Origin of the sequence: Bittarella massiliensis (ex Durand et al. 2017), from assembly GCF_017566145.1 — a bacterium.
Lineage (GTDB): Bacteria > Bacillota > Clostridia > Oscillospirales > Ruminococcaceae > Bittarella > Bittarella massiliensis_A.
Map to the genome: position 1 here is coordinate 318,228 of NZ_JABFCL010000001.1, position 18,639 is coordinate 336,866.

Consider the following 18,639-nt stretch of genomic DNA (forward strand, 5'->3'; position numbering starts at 1 on the left):
TCCTCCTCTTTATCAGATCGTTGCCGCACCGGGGTCCAAAGGCCCGGCGCAAAGATATTTGTATTATACCTTTTTTTGAACCCAACCGCAATGTTTGATTTGGAATATTGTAAAACCTGTGGTATAATAACGGTCCAATGCCAAAAAGGAGGGCAAAAAATGAATATACGAGACTTCGCCCATGCAGATCGAGACACATTTCTCACCCTCTCGCGGGCCTTCTACCAGACCGACGCCACCGATCACGACATCCCCGACGCCCACCGGGAAAAGACCTTTGCGCTGGCGGTGGAGAAAAGCCCCTATGTGCGGGGCCTGCTGCTGGAGGAGGGGGGCGTCCCCGCGGGCTACGCCCTGCTCTCCCTCTCCCACACCTGCGAGTACGGCGGCCTGCTGGTGCTGCTGGAGGAGCTCTACGTCGACCCGGCCTTTCAGGGCCGGGGGCTCGGGCGGGCCTTTTTCGACTGGCTCTTCGCCGAGTACCGCGAGGCGGCGGCCTTCCGGCTGGATGTGACCGCCGAAAACGAGGGGGCCATCCGCCTCTACGGGCGGCAGGGTTTTCAGTTTCTCCCCTACCGCTGCATGGTCAAACCCAACTGACTTTCCCCTTTCTCAAGCGCCAAAAGCGGCGGTCAGCCCACCCGGGCCGACCGCCGCTTTCTTCTATTTTGCCGATCTGTCCGCCCTAGCTGCGGCGGGTCTTTTTGAGGCTCAACACGCCGAGGGCCAGCGCCCCCGCCGCGGCCAGCGCTGCGCCCATGCCGCCGACATCGCCGGTGTTGGGGGTGTCGCCCCCGTCCACCACCGGCTTCTCGCCGCTGCCGGGGTCCTCCTCTCCGCCGCTCTGGGCATCGCGGTAGACCAGGGCATAGGTGGAAAACCTGTCGGTCTCAAATTGCAGGGTCTTGCCGTCGGCGGCCAGGGTGGTGGGCAGTTCCTCCACCTTGCCGCCGTGCAGCCGCACCACCGCAAACTGGCGGCCGGTCCTCTGCAGCGCCTCGGGCACCGGCAGGGTGAATTGCAGCTTGCCCGCCGTCTCGGTCACCGCGCAGCTGCCGATGGTCTGCCCGGCGGCATTTTTGCCCACCGCCAACACCGAGATGTCCAGGTACTGGCCGATCTGCACGTCCTCGTAGAGGTTTTCTTTGAGCAGCTTGACCTCGGCGGGGTCGAGTTTTTCCTCGGCCTTGGGGGCCACCTGCACCGAGACTTCGACCTTGCCGCCGGCAGCGGTGATGCCCGCCAGCTCTGCGGGGACGCTCTGCTCAAACACCTCTTTGGCCCCCGCGTCCAGCTCCACCCCCTCAGGGGCGTTGACCTGGGTCTCCACCGTCCCCCCGGGGACAGCGGGCTCGGTGACAGTGATCTCACAGCTGGCGCTCTGCGCGCCGGCGGTGGCGCTGACGGTGGTTTTGCCCGCCTTCACCGCAGTGACCTTGCCGTCTTTGACGGTGGCCACGCCCTCGTCGGAAGAGGCCCAGACCACCTCTTGGCTGAACTCACTGGGCGCAACGACCGCCTTCAGCAGAAGGCTCTGGCCCACCTCCAGGCTGGCCTTCCCCTGTGAGAGGGTGACGCCGGTGGCCGAGAGGACCTTTTTCTCCAGTTTTCCGCCCTTGACGGTGTACTCGCAGTTGTCGCCCAGGGCCTGGGCGCTCTCGTCCCCGGCCAGCTTGGCGTGCACAGCGCCCGCACCTGCCTCCAGCCGCAGGGTGCTGCCCTCGGCCAGGGTGATGGCGACGCCCTCGCCCTGCAACAATTTGCCGCCGGCGCGCACCTGCAAAGTGCCCTCCAGCAGGGTGTCGTGGTTGGCGGTGTAGGTCGCCCCCGCCTCAATGGTCAGTATCTCGGAGGGGAGGATGGCCTGCAGCAGTTCCCGGGTCACCTCGGTGGCCACGGCTGCCTTTTCGGCCGTGCTTTTCAGGGAGATGGAGACGGGGACCTTCTCGAGCCCCTCTATGAAGGGGGGCAGAAAGCCGCTGGTCTTGCCGTCTGCCTTCCACTGGAGGAGGGTCGGCCCCTCGACAAACTGAAAGCCGCTGTACAGGTTGCCAAAGGAGAGGTTCTCGCCAATTTGAACGTCAAAAGAGCCGGCCTGGCCGTAGTTGACCCAGCCGCAGTTCAAGGTGCTGCCCCAGCTGGGCCAAACCTTGCTGCTCTCAGAGTCCGGGTAGTAAGAACCCACGTGGATGTCCCCCACCGAGCCGCCCCGCAGGTCGTAGGTGACCTTGCCGCGGACAATGGTGCGCTGGGCGGCTGCAACATTCTTGATCTTGCCGCCGGTGACCACCAGGGTGGCGTCTCCGGTGACCTCGCCGTTGGTGCCGCCGAGAATGACCCCGCTCTGGGTGGGGGAGGTCTCGGCCGTGAGGGTGCCGCCGTTGACGGTGACCTTCACATCCCCCACGGAGGTGTAGGAGTAAGCGCCCCCCACCACCGCCTGAATGGTGCCGCCGTTGACGGTGATGTCGCTCCTCTCCACCCGGATCGTCCCCCGCTCGTCAAACGTTTTAGCGCCGTACATGGTGGTGGCCAGCACCATCCCCACCTGGCCGTCCTCCACCCGGATGGCGGCGGACTGGGTGGTTCCGGCCCCGGCGCTGCCGCCGACAACGTAGTCGACCGAGCCGCCGGTGACGGTAATGCTCGACGAGGCGACGTCGCCGCTCTCCCGACCGCCGTAGACGGTGGCCGCCTCGGGCAGGTCGACCCCGTTCTCATCCCCCTCCCAGGACACGTGAACACCGGGCTGCCCGTCCGCGCGGGCGCTCAGGATGATGGGGGTGCCGTTGGCGTAAAAAGGAGTGCCCTCGCCCTTTGCCCGGGTTGCATTGGCAGAAATGGTTCCGATGGCGGGGGTGCCGGGGCCGCTCTCTGCCGCCAGGGCCGTGGGCGCTGCCAGACCGGTCAGCAGTGCCAGCGACACCAGAACAGAACAAACTTTTTTCATCTTCTCTTGTCCTCCTTGTCTGTTTCACAGCGGGAGGCCGGCTTTGGCAACAAAAAAAGCGCACCAAGCCCTCCCGCTCTCTACGCGAAAAAGCTGTGCACTGCTATGCTGTATTTCCGATTTGTGCAGTTTCTACAAAGAGGTCAAATAAGCACCCCCCCCCCGTTGGAAATTTATGGGAATTGTCACATTGCCCATCTTTTCTCTCCCCTCCTTTCCCTCGGCTTGGCCGCGTTTTTCTGATTTTATTCAGTATAACACACCTGCAAAAAATAGCAATTATAAAATAAAAAATTGAGTAAACTAGCTAAAATTTTTGTGTGGTTTTTGACATCTGGATGCCGATTTTGGGGGAATTTCCATGGGTATTCTCCATCCAGTGGCCGGGATCCGGTCTTGTCGGGCGCATCCTCCCCCTTTCTGCATCCCCCACAGCCAGCCCGAGAGGCTACTCCCTCCGACAGGGCAGAGAGAGGGCCCGGTGCTTTCCGCACCGGGCCCTCTCTCTGCCCATTTGCAGGCCTACTGCTGGCTCCCCCCTTCTCCCCGCCGCGCGGTCAGGCGGTGGAGCCACTCCAGCACCGCCGAGGGGCTCGCCTGGCCGCCCAGCTTCTGCTGGCAGTGGTCGGCCAGCAGGGAGAGCAGGGCAAAGATGGCCGCGGAGAAGAAAAAGCCCAGGGCCAGTCCCTCCATCACCTGCATCAGGGGGGCCATTCGCAGGGTGGCCTCCTGCAAAACGGTGTCGCTGAAGGCCACCTGCACCGTCCCCCGGCTGGCAAAGAAGCGCAGCAGGTAGCAGACGGCCGCCAGCAGGGTAAAGACGGCGGTGGCCAGCCGCAGGCTCACCGTCCAGCGCTGCAGGCGGCGGATCTCCTTTTGCACCGGGTCGCCGTAGAGGGTGTAGCAGTAGGCCGCCAGGCAGACCGGCTGTCCCATCTTCCGGCGGATGCGCCAATCCCGCATCCCGGCGGCTCGCTTCTCCTCGATCTCGCGGCGCAAATCCGCCTCGATGAGGGCCTTGTCCCCCTCGGGCAGGTCGATCTTCTTAAGGGTTTTTTGCAGATAGGTGTCCATCTTCACCGGCGATTCCTCCCTTTTTCGAGCCCTTTATTTGAGGGTGGCAATGGTGACTCCCGCCTCCCCCTCGCCAAAGGTGCCCAGCCGAAACCCGGCCACGTTCTTGTGCCGCTTGAGATAGCTGTGGATGCCGGCGCGCAGGGCCCCGGTCCCCTTGCCGTGGATGATGGAGATCTGCTCCATCCCCGAGAGGACGGCCCGGTCGATGAAGCCGTCCAGCTCCATCACCGCCTCGTCCACGCTCTGGCCCCGCAGGTCGATCTCCAGGGCCGCGCGGCGGGTCTTCTGGCTGCTGCCTGCCACCCGGCGGGCGCTGCGCTCGCCGCTCTTGGGCATCTTTTTGCCCGAGAGGCGAACGTCCTTCATCTTCACCCGGGTCTTGATCGCCCCGGTCTGGATGGTCACGTCCTCACCCTTGATCTCCACCACCTCGGCAGGGGTGTTCATCTCCCGCAGGGTGACCACATCCCCCACCTTCAGGGGGCGGGGCAGGGTGTAGTGGTCGTCCACCTGGGGCTGGCTGCCGGCGACGTCGTAGAGTTTGTCCACCCGGTTGCGCACCGCGCCGGGGGTGAGGGCGGCGTCCTTCTTGCGGTTTCGCTCCTTGATCTCGGCAATGACCGCCTCCGCCTCCCGCTTGGTCTGTTCGATCACCCGCTGGGCGGCGATGTGGGCCTCCTCCGCCTCCTGCTTGGCCTGCTTGAGCTGGCGGTAGAGCTCCTTCTCGGCGTACTCCTGCTGGCGCTTTTGCTTGGCGGCGTACTGCTCGGCCCGCTCCAGCTGGCGGGTCAACTCGCTGCGCTTTTGTTCCAGGCTCTCGATGACGTCCTCGAACTTGATGTCGTCCTTTTGAATGTAGCCCCGCGCCGCGTCCAGCACCATCCTGCTCATCCCCAACTTGCCGGCGATGGCAAAGGCATTGGAGCGCCCCGGAACCCCCACAATGAGGCGGTAGGTGGGGCGCAGGCTCTCCACGTCGAACTCGCAGCTGGCGTTCTCCACCCGCGGCTCCTTCAGGGCGTACATCTTCAGCTCCGCGTAGTGGGTGGAGGCGGCGGTGCGGCAGCGGGCCGCGCGCAGGTGTTCCAGCACGGCGATGGCCAGGGCCGCCCCCTCGGTGGGGTCGGTCCCCGCCCCCAGTTCGTCCAGCAGCACCAGGGAACCCCGCCCCGCCTCCTTGAGCAGCCCGATGATGTTGACCATGTGGGAGGAGAAGGTGGACAGGCTCTGCTCGATGGACTGCTCATCGCCGATGTCGGCGTAGACGTGGGCGAAATAGTCCACCCGGCTCCCCTTCTTGGCGGGGATGAGCAGCCCACTCTTGGCCATGAGGGCAAAGAGCCCCAGGGTCTTGAGACAGACGGTCTTGCCGCCGGTGTTGGGCCCGGTGATCACCAGGGTGTCAAAGTCCCGCCCCAGGGAGATGTCGATGGGCACCACGTCCCCGGCGGCGATCAGGGGGTGGCGGGCCCCCCGCAGGTCGATCTGCTGCTCGTCCCCCATCTCGGGGGCGGCGCAGTCCAGGGCCTTGGCCAGCTTGGCCTTGGCCAGCAGCAGGTCGATGGCGGCCAGCAGGTCGTAGTCGGCCAGCAAGTCGGCCTTGACAGAGACCACCAGCTCGGTGAGTTCCTGCAGGATGCGCTCGATCTCCTCTTGCTCCTTGCCCCGCAGCAAGCGCACCTCGTTGTTCAGGTCCACCACCGCCATCGGCTCCACAAAGAGGGTGGCCCCGCTCTGGGAGGCGTCGTGCACCAGGCCGGGCACCTGGGCGCGAAACTCGCTCTTGACCGGCAGCACAAACCGCCCGTCCCGCATGGTGACCAGGGCCTCCTGGAGGTATTTCTGCTGGGAGGAGGAGCGGAGGATGTCCTCCAGCTTCTCCCGCGCCCGGTTCTGGGCCCGCAGGATTCCCCGGCGGATGGCGTGCAGCTCCGGGCTGGCCGAGTCGGCCAGCTCCTCCTCGCTCTGGATGGCGTCCCCCAGGCGGTGGTAGAGCCCGTCGTGAAAGGTCAGGTAGGCAAAATAGGGGTCCAGCAGCCCGCTGCCCACCTGGCGGCTGTTTCGGTACCAGTCCTGCACGGCGCGACAGGCGCCCAGCAGCCCCCGCACCCCCAAAAGCTCCTTGATGGAGAGCACCCCGCCCTTGTCCGCCCGGGTCAGGGGGCGGGAGAGGTCGCTCACCCGCCCCACCCCCGGGTCGCCGTAGCGCAGCAGCAGGGTGTACATCTCGTCGGTGCGCGCCAGCGCCTCCCTGGCCTCGTCGGCCGAGGGGCAGAGCAGGTTTTCGGGGGAGAGGGTCTCGTTTTTCTCGCAAAAGGTCTTTTTTTGCAGCTGGAGCAAAATCTTGTCGAACTCCAGCGTCTTGTAGTGTTTTTCCGCGTTCAATGGTCGTTCCTCACTGTGGCGCGGCGGCGGTCAGCGCGCTGCTCCGCCGCCGGTGGGTGGTTCTCGCAGGCAGCCCCTTCACAGGGACTTCAAAAAGTCCAGCGTCTGAAAGCCCCCCTCGGTCTGGCAGAGCAGGTACTGCTCCGCCAGCCGGGCCAGGGCCGCCTCGGTCTCGGGTTCGACGCGAAAGTGGAAGAGGGCCGTAAAATCGCTGTAGATGATGTGGCGCATGGCCGCCAACAGCCCCGGGGAGAGGGGGAGATACCGCCCCCCGTCGCCGGGCTGGGCGCAGTCGCGGCAGAGGAGGTTGCCGTTTTGAGGGGAGAAGAGCATTCCCCCGGCACACTCGTACCCGCCGCAGCGGCAGCAGCCCACCAAGTCGGGCATGTAGCCGCTCATGGCAAGCAGCCGCAGCTCGAAGAGGGCCTTGAGCAGCAGCCGGCCGCGCTTTTTGGCGTCCAAAAAGTACAGGGTGTTTAAAAGCAGCCGCAGGTGGCCCGAGAGGTCGGGCTCGTCGGGGCTCAAGCGGCGGATGAGTTCCAAAAAATAGACGGCGGTGGAGAGGTCCACCACGTCCTTTCGCAGGTTCCAAAACTGCTTGAGGACCTTGGCGTCCTCGATTATGTACATCGCTTTTCCCTCGTAGAGGGAAAAGCTGGAATAGGTCAGCAGCCCGGTGGCGCTGACGAGTTTGCTCTTGACCCGCATGGCCCCCTTGGCCGAGGCCGAGACAATGCCCGCCCGGTCGGTGAGCAGGTGGACGATCTTGTCCGCCTCACCCACCTGCACTTCGCGGATCACGATCCCGCACATCTGTGTATAGGCCATCTTCGACCTCCCCGGTGCGCTCCTTCGCCTGCCGGTAGCGCAGGTAGTCCCCCACGCTGCCGGTCATCTCAAACTGGGCCCAGAGCTGCTGGCTCTCGTCGACATACACGGCGACTCCCCCTTTTTTTGACCTCTGCAAAACTAGCATCGGCCCCCAGGGGGAAGATTAGTCCTGTCAAAAACAGGTTCGCTGTTTTGGCGGAAAACCGGCGGCCCCCAGGGGTGATTTTTGGCGGCCCCCAGGTGCTGCCCTGCGCCCAAAAGGGCTTTTATTCGACCTTGAGGCCGAAGTTTTGAATCAGCCGGTCCTTGTTTCGCCAGTCCTCTTTCACCTTGACCCAGCACTGCAAGTTGACCCGGCAGCCCAAAAAGGCCTCCATGTCCTGGCGGGACTGGGTGAGAATTTTTTTGAGCATCGAGCCGCCCTTGCCGATGAGCATCCCCTTGTGGTTGGGCCGCTCGCAGTAGAGGACGCAGTCGATGTCCACCAGGTCCTTTTTGCCCTCTCTCTCGGCAAACTTCTCCACCACCACAGCGGTGCCGTGGGGGATCTCCTGGGCGGTGTTGCGCAGGATCTTCTCCCGCACGATCTCCGCCACGATCACCCGCTCGGGCTGGTCGGTAAAGGCGTCGTCGGGGAAGAAGTGGGGGCTCTCGGCGGCGTAGCCCTCCAGGGCCAAAACCAGCTCCTCCACCCCGTCGTTTTGGAGGGCGGAGGTGTAAAACACCTCGGCAAAGGGGTATTTTTCGGTGAACTGGGCGGTGCGCAGCAGCAGGGATTCCTTGTTTTGCACCGTGTCCACCTTGTTGACGCAGAGGAGCGCCGGCGCCCCCGACTGGCGGATGCTGGCCAGCAGGCTCTCCTCGGCCGCGCCGATGGGTCCCTCGGGCTCCACCACCAGCACCTGCACGTCCACGTCGCCGATGGACTGGGTCACCGCCCGGTTCATCTGCTCGCTGAGCTTGGTCTTGCCCTTGTGCAGCCCCGGGGTGTCGATGAAGACCAGCTGGGTCGCCCCCCGGGTGAGCACCCCGGTGATGCGGGTGCGGGTGGTCTGGGGCTTGTCCGAGACGATGGCCACCTTCTCCCCCACCACGGCGTTGAGAAGGGAGGACTTGCCCACGTTGGGCCTGCCCACCAAGCTGACAAAGACCGATTTGCTGATTGGTTGTTCCGTCATATTTTCTCCTTAAAAATGGGTTTTATCGTCTTTTCTTTCCCCGCCGCAGAGGACAAAGAGCCCCAGTGCGGCGAGAAGGGCCAGGGCCGCCCCGGCCCCCAGCGGGGTGGCGATGGCCGCCCCGAGGGCGCAAAGCCCCGCCGGGTCGCCAAAGAGGCAGATCCCCGCGCCCGCGGCAAAAACCGCGCAGGCCAGCACCCCGCCCGCCGCCGCGTCCTTGACCCAGCCGATGGCACGATCCCTGTCAGAACAGACCCGGTCGCAGAGCCGCTCGACGGCGGTGTTGAGGAGCTCGGCCCCCCAGACCAGCCCGCAGGCCAAAAAGAGGAGGGCCCAGTCCCCCCGGTCAAAGGGGTAGAAGGGGGCCAGGGAGAAGACCAGCGCGGTGGCCGCCAGGTGGATGCGCAGGTTGCGCTCGGCCCGCAGGGCCCGCCAGAGCCCGCGGCCGGCGCAGGCGAAGCTGCGGCAAAGGGCTGCCAGCCGGGGCGCGCGCAAACTCACTCCTCGCTGACGTAGCTGGCGTCCCGGGGCAGGCCCAACTGCAGCATGATGGCCTCTTCCTTCTCGCGCATCCGCACCTGCTCCATTCCCCCGGCCACATGGTCGTAGCCCAGGATGTGCAGCATTGAGTGGACGGTGAGAAAGGCGATCTCCCGCTGCAGGGAGTGGCCGTAGATCTCGGCTTGCAGCACCGCCTTCTCGGCCGAGATCACCACATCCCCCAGCACATAGGCGCCGGTCTCCCGATTTTTGTCGAACTTTCCATTTTCTCCCAGAGGAAAAGAGAGGACGTCGGTGGAGATGTCCTTGCCCCGGTACTCGGCGTTGAGCTCCTGGATCTGCTCGTTGTCCACAAAGGTGACACTCACCTCGGCGGGCCCCGCAAATTTTTCGGCGGTCAAAACGGCGTTGCAGGCCCGGCGGACCAGCAGCCGCAGCCCGGAGGGCAGTTTGACCTTCTTCTGGCGGTTGGTGATGGATACCTTTACGAGAGCCATGTTCATTCTCCTTCGCTTATTTTGTCGTCCTGTCACAAATCCTCTCGCCGGGGAGGGCCCGGCTGGGAGGGATTACTCCTCTTTTTCCTCGGGGGCGCGGCGGTAATAGGCCTCGTAGGCGCGGATGATCTCCATCACCAGGCGGTGGCGGACCACGTCCTTCTCGGTGAAGTAGATCTGCTCGATCCCTTTGATGCCCTTGACGATGTCGGCCGAGACCACCAGGCCGCTCTTTTTCTTCTCCGGCAGGTCGATTTGGGTGACGTCGCCGGTGACCACCGCCTTGGAGCCCGCCCCCAGCCGGGTGAGAAACATCTTCATCTGCTCGGGGGTGGTGTTCTGCGCCTCGTCGAGGATGATGAAGGAGTCGTTGAGGGTGCGCCCCCGCATATAGGCCAGGGGCGCCACCTCGATGCTCCCCTTCTCCTGGTGCTTGTAAAAGCTCTCGGCCCCTAGCATCTCGAAGAGGGCGTCGTAGAGGGGCCGCAGGTAGGGGTCGACCTTGGTCTGCAAATCGCCGGGGAGAAAGCCCAGCTTCTCCCCCGCCTCCACTGCCGGACGGGTGAGGACGATCTTGCTCACGTCCCCGGCCTTAAACGCCTTGACCGCCATGGCCACCGCCAGGTAGGTCTTGCCGGTGCCCGCCGGGCCGATGCCGAAGACGATGCTGTTTTTGGAGATGGCCTCCACGTATTTTTTCTGGCCGAAGGTCTTGGCCTTCACCGGTTTGCCCTTGGCCGTCAGGCAGACCACCCCCGGCTGGGCCTGGGGGGGCGCCTCGTCCAGACCGCCGCCCACCATCTCCAGGGTGTAGCCCACATTCTGTTCGTCCAGCGGGGTGCCGCTTTTCAGGATGAGCAGCAGGTTTTCCACCGCCTTTTGGGCCAGGTGGGCCTGCTCTTTCTCTCCGGTGATGTGCAGGGCCCCGTCCCGGGCGGTGAGTTTGACCAAAAAGCGCCCCTCAATGCGGCGGGCGTTTTCGTCCAGGCTGCCAAAGAGGGCCGCCAGCTGAACCGGGTCGAGGTTTTCCAGTACGATGTCTTCCATGCAAAACTTCCTTTTTTTCACACTGTCTGCGGCGAGGGGAATGGGCGCGCCGCCGCCCCGGGCCCCAACAGGAGACGCCCGACACAAGGGAGATTGGACCCCTTTGCCGGCAAATAGCGCCCTCGTGGGCAGATTTTAGAAAATATGGCATAAAAACTGAACGTTTTGTTTGAAATTCTAATAATTGTTCACATATTCCTAGCACATTATATCACACAATTGGGGGATATAACAGGTTTTTTCTAAAAATTTCAGAAAAAATTCCAAGTTTCGGCCCCCGCTACCGCTGCACCGCCTGCTCCTGGGCGATGTCCTGCTCGCAGGTGAGGGTAAAGGTGGCGCGAAAGGCTCCATCCCCCATCTCGCCGCCGGTCTGGCGAATCTGCACCTCTTTGCCCTGGTAGTGGCTGTCGGCGTACTCCTGGGCTCGGGCCCGGGCCTGCCCGCGGGCCTCCTCCTCGCCCAGCTCCCGGCTGCCCACCTCCACCGGGGTGATGCGCTGGGTGTGCCAGGTGATGGGCAGGGCCAGCCCGAAGAGGGAGAGCTCCTGCCGCTTTACCTCCGAGAGGTAGTCCCCCTCCAACTCGCCGGGGAAAAACAGGGGTATCTTGAAGCCCAAAATCTCCAGAACATGGCGGTTTTTGACCTTTCCCACCGGGGTCTTGACCAACTCGGTGAGGGGGATTTCAAAGGTGATCTCCTCCTCGGTCTCGGCAAAGACCTGGCCCTGGCTGTGCTTGAAGAGGGCCTTGCCCCAGCGGTCCTCGTAGACCCCGGTGACCAGCAGCTGCCCCTCGGTGACGTACTCCCCCACCTTGACGGCAGCGTTCCCCTCCAGCGCCAGCACCCGGGTGATGCGGCCTCTCTTGGCGGCCACCAGGTTGCAGGGCTGCGAGGCGTCCACCACCGGCAGCTTCTCCCTGACCTCCTTGACCTCCACCACCACGGTGGTGCCCATGTTGCTGATGGAGATGCTGGAGAGGCCGGGCAGCAGCACCATGGTGCGCTCCTCGGCCGACTTGAGGTCGACTTTCTTGATGTTGGCCCCCCGCTTGATCCCCGACTCGGCCACCGCCTCCACGATCTGCTCGCTGCTCACCGCCTCGTTGCCCACCACCTCGATGGTCCAGCACAGCCGGGACATCCACCCCAGAAAGAGGCAGAAAAGGAGGACGCCCAGCGCCACCCCAACCCGCTTGCGGTAGCGGTGCAGCCAGAAGGGCGCGCCCCGCTTCTCCTGCACCCGGATGTGCACCCCGGTGGCCCGGGCCAGCCGGTGCATCCGCTTGTAATCCCCCGCTACGGTATAGCAGTCAAAGCCGTCCTCCCGCCTCTGGGTGCCCCAGAGGCGCAGCCCGTTTTTGTAGACCAAATTGATGAACCGCTCGCTGAAGATGCCCCGCAGGGTAAACCGAACCGTCCCCAACAGCCAGCGGATAAATCGAACCAGATACAACCTTCTCTCTCCCCTCTCTTCTCACCGCAGGTACTCGATGCTGACAAACACCCCCTCCACCACCGCGTCGGAGTCGTTCATGCACTTGAGGCTCAAATCCTCCCCCTCAAACTTTACCGACATCTTCCCCAGGTTGAGGACGATCACGTTCTCGTCGTATTCCAGCACCCCTTTGCAGCCCTCCACCACCGCCTCGGTGTTGCCCAGTATCTCAATGCGGCTGTCGGTCAGGTGGGCGCTCTGGGCCAGTTTCTGTGTATCCACAAGGAGGCGAAAGGGCTTTTTCTCCCCCTTTTTGCCCGCGGGCTTGCGTCTGTTCATGTTGATCCCCTCCCCCTCATATATATTGACAGGTGGCGGCTTTTATTATTGCCCCCCCGCCAGCTCCTGCAAAGAGGGGACGGCGGCGGCCGCAGGGGCAGAAGGGGGAAGCGGTTGTCCTTCCCCTCGCCCCGCAAAAGCCCGTCCCCCTTGCGCCCGGCGGGCGCAAGGGGGACGGGAAAAAAGCAAGGGCAAAGGAGCGGATCAAATGGAGCGAATCAAGGCGGGGGCGCGGGAGCTGTGGCAGGGCAGTCTCTGCATCCTTTTGTTGTGGGGCATCCTCTTTCGGGGCAGCTACGCCAAGGACGGCATCCTGCAGGGGCTCACCTCCTGCTATCAGGTCATCATCCCCGCCCTCTTCCCCTTTTTGGTGGTCTCCCACCTCATCATGGGCTCCCGCCTCTCCCTGGCGCTGGAAGCCCTCTTCTCCCCCGTCAGCCGCTTTCTCTTTCGCAGCGGGCGGCAGGGCGGGGCCATCTTCTCCATGGCCATGATCGGCGGCTTTCCGGTGGGGCCCAAGCTGCTGCGGGGGGCGGTGGACCGGGGGGAACTCGAGCGGGGGGAGGCCCGGCGGCTGGCCCTCTTCTGCGTGGCCCCGGCCCCGGCCTTCGTCATCACCGGGGTCGGGGGCGGGATGTTTCACAGCATGCAGCTGGGGGCGGTCCTCTACCTCTGCTCGGTGCTGGGGGCGGTCCTCACCGGGACCACCCTCTCCCGCCTGGGGCCAAAAAGGGAGAAAAAAGGGCCCACTCCCGCCCCCCGGCCCCGTCAGTTCGACCCCTTTTCGGCGGTCTTTGTGCAGGCAGTCAGCAGCTCGGTGCAGTCGCTGCTCTCCATCTGCGGCTATGTCATCCTCTTTTCGGCCCTGCTGCAGCTGCTGGGCGGCTGCCTCCCCCTGCCCGCCGAGGGGAAGGCCCTCCTCTCCGGGCTCCTCGAAATCACCAGCGGCTGTCTCACCGCCGCCGCCCTGCCGGGGCGGGCAGGGATCTATCTGGCGGCCTTCTTCCTGGGGTTTTGCGGCCTCTCGGCGGTCTGCCAGATGCAGTTTTGCCTGGGCGGTCTCACCTCCATCGGCAAGCTGCTGGGGGCGCGGCTGCTCTGCGGGGGGCTGGTGCTGGGGCTCTTCTCCCTCTTTTGTCGGTTCCTCCCCTCCCCTGTGGCAGACGTCTTTTTCTCCGCCACCCCGCCCCGGCTGGACGGGGCGCTCAACGCCCCCCTCACCTCGGTCTTGTTGCTGCTGTTCTGCCTGGCGTCCCTCTTCACCCTCTCCCGCAAAAGCCGGGTGCTGCTGGACAAATAGGCCCCCCCTTGTTACAATAGACGAGAAGACGAGAGGGGGGAGCGCCGTGTTTCGGCCCAAACTGTTCGGAAAGAAGATCGAGCCCAACTGCATCTACTGCCAGCACGGCAAGGCCGCGCCGGGGGAGCAGATGATCCTCTGCATCAAAAAGGGGGTGGTCTCCCCCTACTACTCCTGCAAAAAATTCCTCTACGACCCCCTCAAAAGGGAGCCGCGGCCCCGGCCGCCCAAGCTCCGCTTCTCGCCCGAGGATTTTTCCCTCTGAATCCGCACCCCATCCCATCAAGCCGACGGCCTCACCCCTCACCGGGGGCGGGCTGTTTTTTGTTTTTTCCCCCGCAGACAGCGCCGGAAAACAGGGCTTCTGCCCCCCTTTCCCCCTCAAACAAAGAGAGACGCCGCCGGAAGAAACACCGCCGGCTGATCTCGCTCCCCTTCTCCCGTGCGGCATTTCCACCCCACCCCCCTTTTCCAGGGAAAAGGGCGGCCGGGAGAGGGGCCCAATCCCCCCCTCCTCCCACACAAAAAATCCCCGGCCACAAAAGGGCCGGGGACAGTATTCAGGGCCGTTTGGCCGGCTAGAGAGAGACCGTGTCCAAAATCAGGATCAGCGCCAGGATCACCGAGAAGCCAATGCCCAAGATCAGGTGGGCGTTGCGGGTGCGCTTGGAGAGGATGGCCTGAGACAGCAGGGCGATCAGCCCGCAGGCCAGCGCCAGGGCCACCACCATCAAGATCAAATACCACTGCATCGGCCGCAGCACCCCCACCAGGCGGGATAGGCGGGTGGAAAACGCCATCCCCAGCAGGTGAGTCGCGGGGACGATGACAATGGGGATCACCGGCAGGGCGTAGTTGTTGCGGCCGGTGCGCACCTCGATCACGCAGATGGCGCAGACGATGATAATGATGGACCAACATTCAAAGGTCATGGCAATTCCTCTCTCCAATAAGTACTGGGGCCGGTGGGTTCACCCGGCTGTGTGGGTGAAGATGTAGTCGGCCCAGGCGTCGGCCGCCCCGTCGGCCAGGGTGAGGGAGCCGTCGCGCAGCCCCACGGCGTGAGCCCCCGAAAGCACCTGGGCGCTGTCCAACAGATAGACTTCTTTTTCGGCGCAGAGGGCGCGCAGCTGGCGATTGTACTCCTCCACCTTGGTGTTTTGATAATTGGGGTGATCCCCCTGGGTGGCGGCGTCAAAGTAGGGCAGGGTCGAGAGGACGATGGTCGCCTTGGGGTGCTGCTGTCGCAGCCGGTCGACAAAGTCGCCCAGGGATTTGACCATGTCCTCTGCCGAGAGCCAGGATACCCCATTGGCCCCCACCAGCAGGTAGATTTTTCCCGGGTTGGCCGCCTTGATGGCCGCCAGGGCGGTGGTCTCCTCCCCCCCAGAGGAAAAGAGCCGGCCCGACTGCAGCAGTGTGGGGTTGAGCCGCTCGGAGGAGAGAAAGGTCCCATTTCCCCCGAAGGCCGCCGCCCCGGCCAGTTGGGCGGTGAGCCCGTCGCCCACAAAGACGGCGTCTTTGAAATAGCGCGCCCGCTGGGCGTCCCGCAGAGGGAGCAGGGGGTCAAACCCCTCCTCTCCCCCCACAGCGGCGGGGGCGCTGGTCCCGCTGCCCTGTCGATAGGCGTTGGCCTCTCCCTGTTTGGGGTTTTTCTGTCCCTCTCCCCGGGGCCAGAGAAGGGCGGCCAGGCAGACACAGAGAAACGCCCCCAAAGAGAGGACCAGCGCGCGCCTAGCGCGCCCACCCTTGGGGACGATATGCACTTGATGGGTCGAAAAGAGCTTGGATTGTCTGCGCATAGAGCCCTCCGCTCAACTGGAGATGGTTGACTGACACTTTCATTATATATGATTGCGCCCCTTTTTTAAACCCCTGCCCCTTGACGAAAGCAAAAAAATACGCGATAATAGGTAGCGCCGACTTCAGTCGGCAAGCCAATGCTACTGTGGCGCAGTTGGCAGAGCAGCGCACTCGCAATGCGCAGGCCCCTAATGGCAGATGAGACAGGCCAAATAGCAGAAGCAAAAAACAAAATGAAGCGGCCCAAGCGACAAACAAAAACAGAATTCGGCATCGCCGATCTCTCATACATGCTACTGTGGCTCAATGGCAGAGCAGCTCACTCGTAATGAGCAGGTTGTCGGTTCGATTCCGACCAGTAGCTCCAAAAAAAGACAGCCCTGTCATTCGGGCTGTCTTTTCTATGTCCGCTAACTGTTTTTTATCATCCACTCCTGCAGTGTATCCAGCAGGCACTGGATATCGATGGGCTTTGCAATATGGCCGTTCATCCCGGCGCTTTTCGCTTTGGCTATGTCGTCGCTGAAAGCGTTTGCCGTGACGGCCAGAATGGGGATGGCCGAGGCCGCGGGGTGTTCGGAGGCCCTGATCCGCCGCGCGGCCTCATGGCCGTCCATCACTGGCATCTGGATATCCATCAGGATAGCGTCAAAATACCCCGGCTGGGATGCAAGGAACAGCTTCACCGCCTGCGCCCCGTTATCAGCGCACGCCATCTCGGCGCCGTTCATTCGGAGCAACTCCATGGCGATCTCCTGGTTGATCGGGTTGTCCTCTGCCAGCAGGATACGCCGCCCGGCCAGCGGCTGGGATACATCTGCATTTTGTTCGTGGGTGGGACACTGCCCCAAGGCGTCTTTGATCGCCGCGTAGACCGCGGAGCGGTAGAGGGGTTTGGGAAGAAAGCCATTGGCTCCCGCCGCACGGGCCTCCTTTTCGACCTCGGTGTAGTCGTAGGCGGAGATCAGAACGATGGGAACCTCCTGTCCCAGATAGGCCCGGATGCGGCGGGTCAGTTCCACGCCGTCCATATCCGGCATCTTCCAGTCGATCAGGCACAGGTTGAAGTCGTCGCCCGCCCGGTGCGTTTCCTTGATCCGCTCCATGGCCGATCCGCCGGACTGGGCGCTCTCCGTGGAGATTTTGATCCGCTCGAGAATGGAGACCGCCTGGCGGCAGGCGGCGGGCTCATCGTCCACCACCAGCGCCCGCAGGCACTGCGCCTCAAAATCGGGTTCCTCCCCGTCCCCATCCATCCGCCGGAGGGGCAGGTCCACGGTGCAGGTGGTCCCCACGTCTGGTTCGCTCTCCACCCGGATCTGCCCGTTCATCAGGGTTACGAGGTTCTTGGTGATGGTCATACCCAGGCCGGTTCCGCCGAACCGGCCCGCGATGGTGGCGTCCGCCTGTTCAAAGGGTTCAAATATGCGCTCGATGGCGTCCCTCGTCATGCCGATGCCTGTATCCGAGAGGGTAAAACGGACGGTGTCCACGGGCCCCTTGGAGGCAATGAGATCCACGCCGAATCGAATGGCGCCGCCAGAGGCGGTGAACTTTACCGCGTTGGAACTGAGATTCAGCAAAATCTGCGTCAGACGCAGCGGGTCACCCACATAGGTATTGCCCGCTCCGCAGTGCTCGATCTTCTCCTGGAAGTCGATGTGCTTCTCTTTCGACTGAGCATATACGGTGGAAACGAAGCGGTTGCAGACCTCCAGCAGATCGAAGGGCTCGCTCTGGATCGAGAGCCGGTTGCTCTCGATCTTGGCCATGTCGAGGACGTCGTTCACCAGCATCAGCAGGTGCTTGGAGGAGAAGTTGATCTTGGTCAGGCAGTCCTCCACCCTGGCTGGCTGATCGACCGACGCAGCCGCAATGGTGGTCATGCCGATGATGGCGTTGAGGGGCGTGCGAATCTCGTGGCTCATCCGGGAAAGAAAGCTGGTCTTGGCGTCGTTGGCCTGCTGCGCGCTGAGCATGGCGTCCTCCAACGCCTGCCGCTGGCGCATCTGCTCCCGCCGCTCCTCGGTCACGTCGATCCCCACGCTGTAAAAGGAGGGGATGCCGTCCCAGCTGTCCTCGGCGCTGGCATAGGTGAGGGTCAGGGTCACATACCGGGTCTCGCCGCCGCGGGTGATCAGATGGGCGTCGGTGACGATGCTCTCCCCGGTGGTTGTTATTTTTTGCATCATGCCCAGAAGCCGGTCCATATCTCCGGGGGCCACATAGGCGCATTGGCGGCGCAGCTCCCGCTCAAACTGTTCCGCCGTGTAGCCGATGAGGTCCAGGAAACCGGCGCCGTACCAGAGGATGGTGCTGAGATCCCTGGCGTCCAGCCGGGCCAGACCGCCCGGGATGGAGCGCAGCATCGCCTCCCGCTCCCGGTCTTTCTTGGCCAGCTTGTATTCTGTGCTGAACATATCGTGGGACAACTCGATCCGGGCCCGGCGGCCCTCCCACTCGACGATTCGGTTTTTGATCAGGAAGGTTCGGTTCAAAACGGGGTTGTCAAACTCCCACTCGTAAAAAGAGTCCTCCCGCAGCTTGTCGTTGGTGCAGAAGGGGCAGGGCGAACTCCGCCCCTGGATCACCTCATAGCATTTGCGTCCCAGCAGCTTCTCCGCGGGGCACCCGAGGGTCTTGCAGGAGGTGGGGTTCAGATACAGCAGTTCGTAGGTGTCCATATCGCTGACGTAGACGTTCCCGGTATAGGCCTCCATCATCCAGTGGAAGTACCCCAGCTTCTGCTTGTAAAGACGTGCCTGCTCCTCCCGGTCTGCGGCCGGAGGCCTGACATCGGCCAGTTCGGCTTGGAACACCGGGCCGCCCACGTCAGGGTCCTCCTGGATAGATCCAAACAGCCGCACCCAGGTAAAGCCGCCCGGCTTCATGGGAAGACGGACCGTCAGTTCGATATTGGCGCTGTTTCGGGACAGCGCCTGCCGGAGCAGCGCAAAATCCTCTGGGTACTGTGCATAGTATTCTTCCAGATTCTCAAACAGGCGGCGGTAGTCCTCTTCGGAATAGTGTACACTGCTGAAAAAAGCGGAATTCCCCCACAGGAAGGTCAATTTCTCATCCGACAGGCAGCAGATCACGCCGGTTTTCAGCGCGTTCAGCGCCGGAGGACATTCCCAGCCGGCGGCGCTTGCCCCTTTTCCATCCATAGATTCAGCTTTCACGCCATATCCACCCTTTCCGATCGGGCGCTGGCAAACGCCCGTATCCGCTAAACTAGAGCCTGTAACTGTCCATATATCATTTTAATAGTATAGCAAATACGTTGGCGAAGA

17 protein-coding genes and 1 tRNA gene are annotated in these 18,639 nt (G+C 63.3%); 4 read left to right on the top strand and 14 right to left on the bottom strand.

The window, feature by feature from the left end:
- Nucleotides 1–159 precede the first annotated feature (159 nt).
- On the top strand, nucleotides 160–600 hold the full coding sequence (locus tag HJY11_RS01580) for a GNAT family N-acetyltransferase (RefSeq protein ID WP_208074318.1): 441 nt from the start codon (nucleotides 160–162) through the stop codon (nucleotides 598–600).
- Between the two features lie 85 nt (nucleotides 601–685).
- On the opposite strand, the gene HJY11_RS01585 is transcribed toward HJY11_RS01580, so the two are convergent.
- The 11 genes from HJY11_RS01585 to HJY11_RS01635 form a co-directional block, all read right to left on the bottom strand.
- Nucleotides 686–2,950, bottom strand: coding sequence for an Ig-like domain-containing protein (locus HJY11_RS01585; RefSeq protein WP_208074319.1), 2,265 nt, complete (start codon nucleotides 2,948–2,950; stop codon nucleotides 686–688).
- Between the two features lie 522 nt (nucleotides 2,951–3,472).
- The gene (locus tag HJY11_RS01590) at nucleotides 3,473–4,030 is read right to left on the bottom strand and encodes a hypothetical protein (protein WP_208074320.1); all 558 of its coding nucleotides are present in this window, start codon (nucleotides 4,028–4,030) and stop codon (nucleotides 3,473–3,475) included.
- 27 nt (nucleotides 4,031–4,057) lie between these two features.
- The gene (locus HJY11_RS01595; RefSeq protein WP_208074321.1) at nucleotides 4,058–6,412 is read right to left on the bottom strand and encodes an endonuclease MutS2; all 2,355 of its coding nucleotides are present in this window, start codon (nucleotides 6,410–6,412) and stop codon (nucleotides 4,058–4,060) included.
- Nucleotides 6,413–6,490: 78 nt separating this feature from the next.
- A complete protein-coding gene (recO, locus tag HJY11_RS01600; RefSeq protein ID WP_208074322.1) occupies nucleotides 6,491–7,240 on the bottom strand; it encodes a DNA repair protein RecO in 750 nt (249 codons plus the stop codon).
- Nucleotides 7,188–7,349: a hypothetical protein gene (locus tag HJY11_RS01605; protein ID WP_208074323.1), complete on the bottom strand. Its 162-nt coding sequence runs from the start codon at nucleotides 7,347–7,349 to the stop codon at nucleotides 7,188–7,190. Before HJY11_RS01605 ends, recO begins: the two co-directional genes overlap by 53 nt.
- A 160-nt stretch (nucleotides 7,350–7,509) precedes the next feature.
- A complete protein-coding gene (gene era / locus HJY11_RS01610) occupies nucleotides 7,510–8,421 on the bottom strand; it encodes a GTPase Era (protein WP_208074324.1) in 912 nt (303 codons plus the stop codon).
- 9 nt (nucleotides 8,422–8,430) lie between these two features.
- Nucleotides 8,431–8,916: a diacylglycerol kinase family protein gene (locus tag HJY11_RS01615; protein ID WP_208074325.1), complete on the bottom strand. Its 486-nt coding sequence runs from the start codon at nucleotides 8,914–8,916 to the stop codon at nucleotides 8,431–8,433.
- 2 nt (nucleotides 8,917–8,918) lie between these two features.
- Nucleotides 8,919–9,419 carry an rRNA maturation RNase YbeY gene (gene ybeY, locus HJY11_RS01620; protein ID WP_044991953.1) on the bottom strand — a complete coding sequence of 167 codons (501 nt, stop codon included), beginning with the start codon at nucleotides 9,417–9,419 and terminating at the stop codon, nucleotides 8,919–8,921.
- 72 nt (nucleotides 9,420–9,491) lie between these two features.
- Complete coding sequence (locus tag HJY11_RS01625) at nucleotides 9,492–10,466, bottom strand: PhoH family protein (RefSeq protein ID WP_208074326.1); 975 nt, start codon at nucleotides 10,464–10,466, stop codon at nucleotides 9,492–9,494.
- 280 nt (nucleotides 10,467–10,746) lie between these two features.
- Nucleotides 10,747–11,922, bottom strand: a complete 1,176-nt coding sequence (locus HJY11_RS01630) for a sporulation protein YqfD (RefSeq protein ID WP_208074327.1) — start codon at nucleotides 11,920–11,922, stop codon at nucleotides 10,747–10,749.
- 21 nt (nucleotides 11,923–11,943) lie between these two features.
- Complete coding sequence (locus HJY11_RS01635; RefSeq protein ID WP_208074328.1) at nucleotides 11,944–12,243, bottom strand: YabP/YqfC family sporulation protein; 300 nt, start codon at nucleotides 12,241–12,243, stop codon at nucleotides 11,944–11,946.
- 208 nt (nucleotides 12,244–12,451) lie between these two features.
- Here HJY11_RS01635 and HJY11_RS01640 point away from each other — a divergent pair, with 208 nt between their 5' ends.
- Both HJY11_RS01640 and HJY11_RS01645 read left to right on the top strand, forming a co-directional pair.
- On the top strand, nucleotides 12,452–13,543 hold the full coding sequence (locus HJY11_RS01640; protein WP_208074329.1) for a hypothetical protein: 1,092 nt from the start codon (nucleotides 12,452–12,454) through the stop codon (nucleotides 13,541–13,543).
- A gap of 46 nt (nucleotides 13,544–13,589) precedes the next feature.
- Complete coding sequence (locus HJY11_RS01645; protein ID WP_208074330.1) at nucleotides 13,590–13,808, top strand: hypothetical protein; 219 nt, start codon at nucleotides 13,590–13,592, stop codon at nucleotides 13,806–13,808.
- A 313-nt stretch (nucleotides 13,809–14,121) separates the two neighbouring features.
- Here HJY11_RS01645 and HJY11_RS01650 read toward each other — a convergent pair whose 3' ends face one another.
- Nucleotides 14,122–14,475, bottom strand: a complete 354-nt coding sequence (locus HJY11_RS01650; RefSeq protein WP_208074331.1) for a hypothetical protein — start codon at nucleotides 14,473–14,475, stop codon at nucleotides 14,122–14,124.
- A gap of 39 nt (nucleotides 14,476–14,514) precedes the next feature.
- A complete protein-coding gene (locus HJY11_RS01655; protein ID WP_208074332.1) occupies nucleotides 14,515–15,345 on the bottom strand; it encodes an SGNH/GDSL hydrolase family protein in 831 nt (276 codons plus the stop codon).
- A gap of 293 nt (nucleotides 15,346–15,638) precedes the next feature.
- Between HJY11_RS01655 and HJY11_RS01660 the strand changes: the two genes are divergently transcribed.
- A tRNA-Thr gene (locus HJY11_RS01660) sits at nucleotides 15,639–15,713 on the top strand.
- A gap of 43 nt (nucleotides 15,714–15,756) precedes the next feature.
- Here the strand turns inward: HJY11_RS01660 and HJY11_RS01665 are convergent.
- Complete coding sequence (locus tag HJY11_RS01665; RefSeq protein ID WP_368041516.1) at nucleotides 15,757–18,528, bottom strand: PAS domain-containing hybrid sensor histidine kinase/response regulator; 2,772 nt, start codon at nucleotides 18,526–18,528, stop codon at nucleotides 15,757–15,759.
- Between the last annotated feature and the right edge of the window lie 111 nt (nucleotides 18,529–18,639).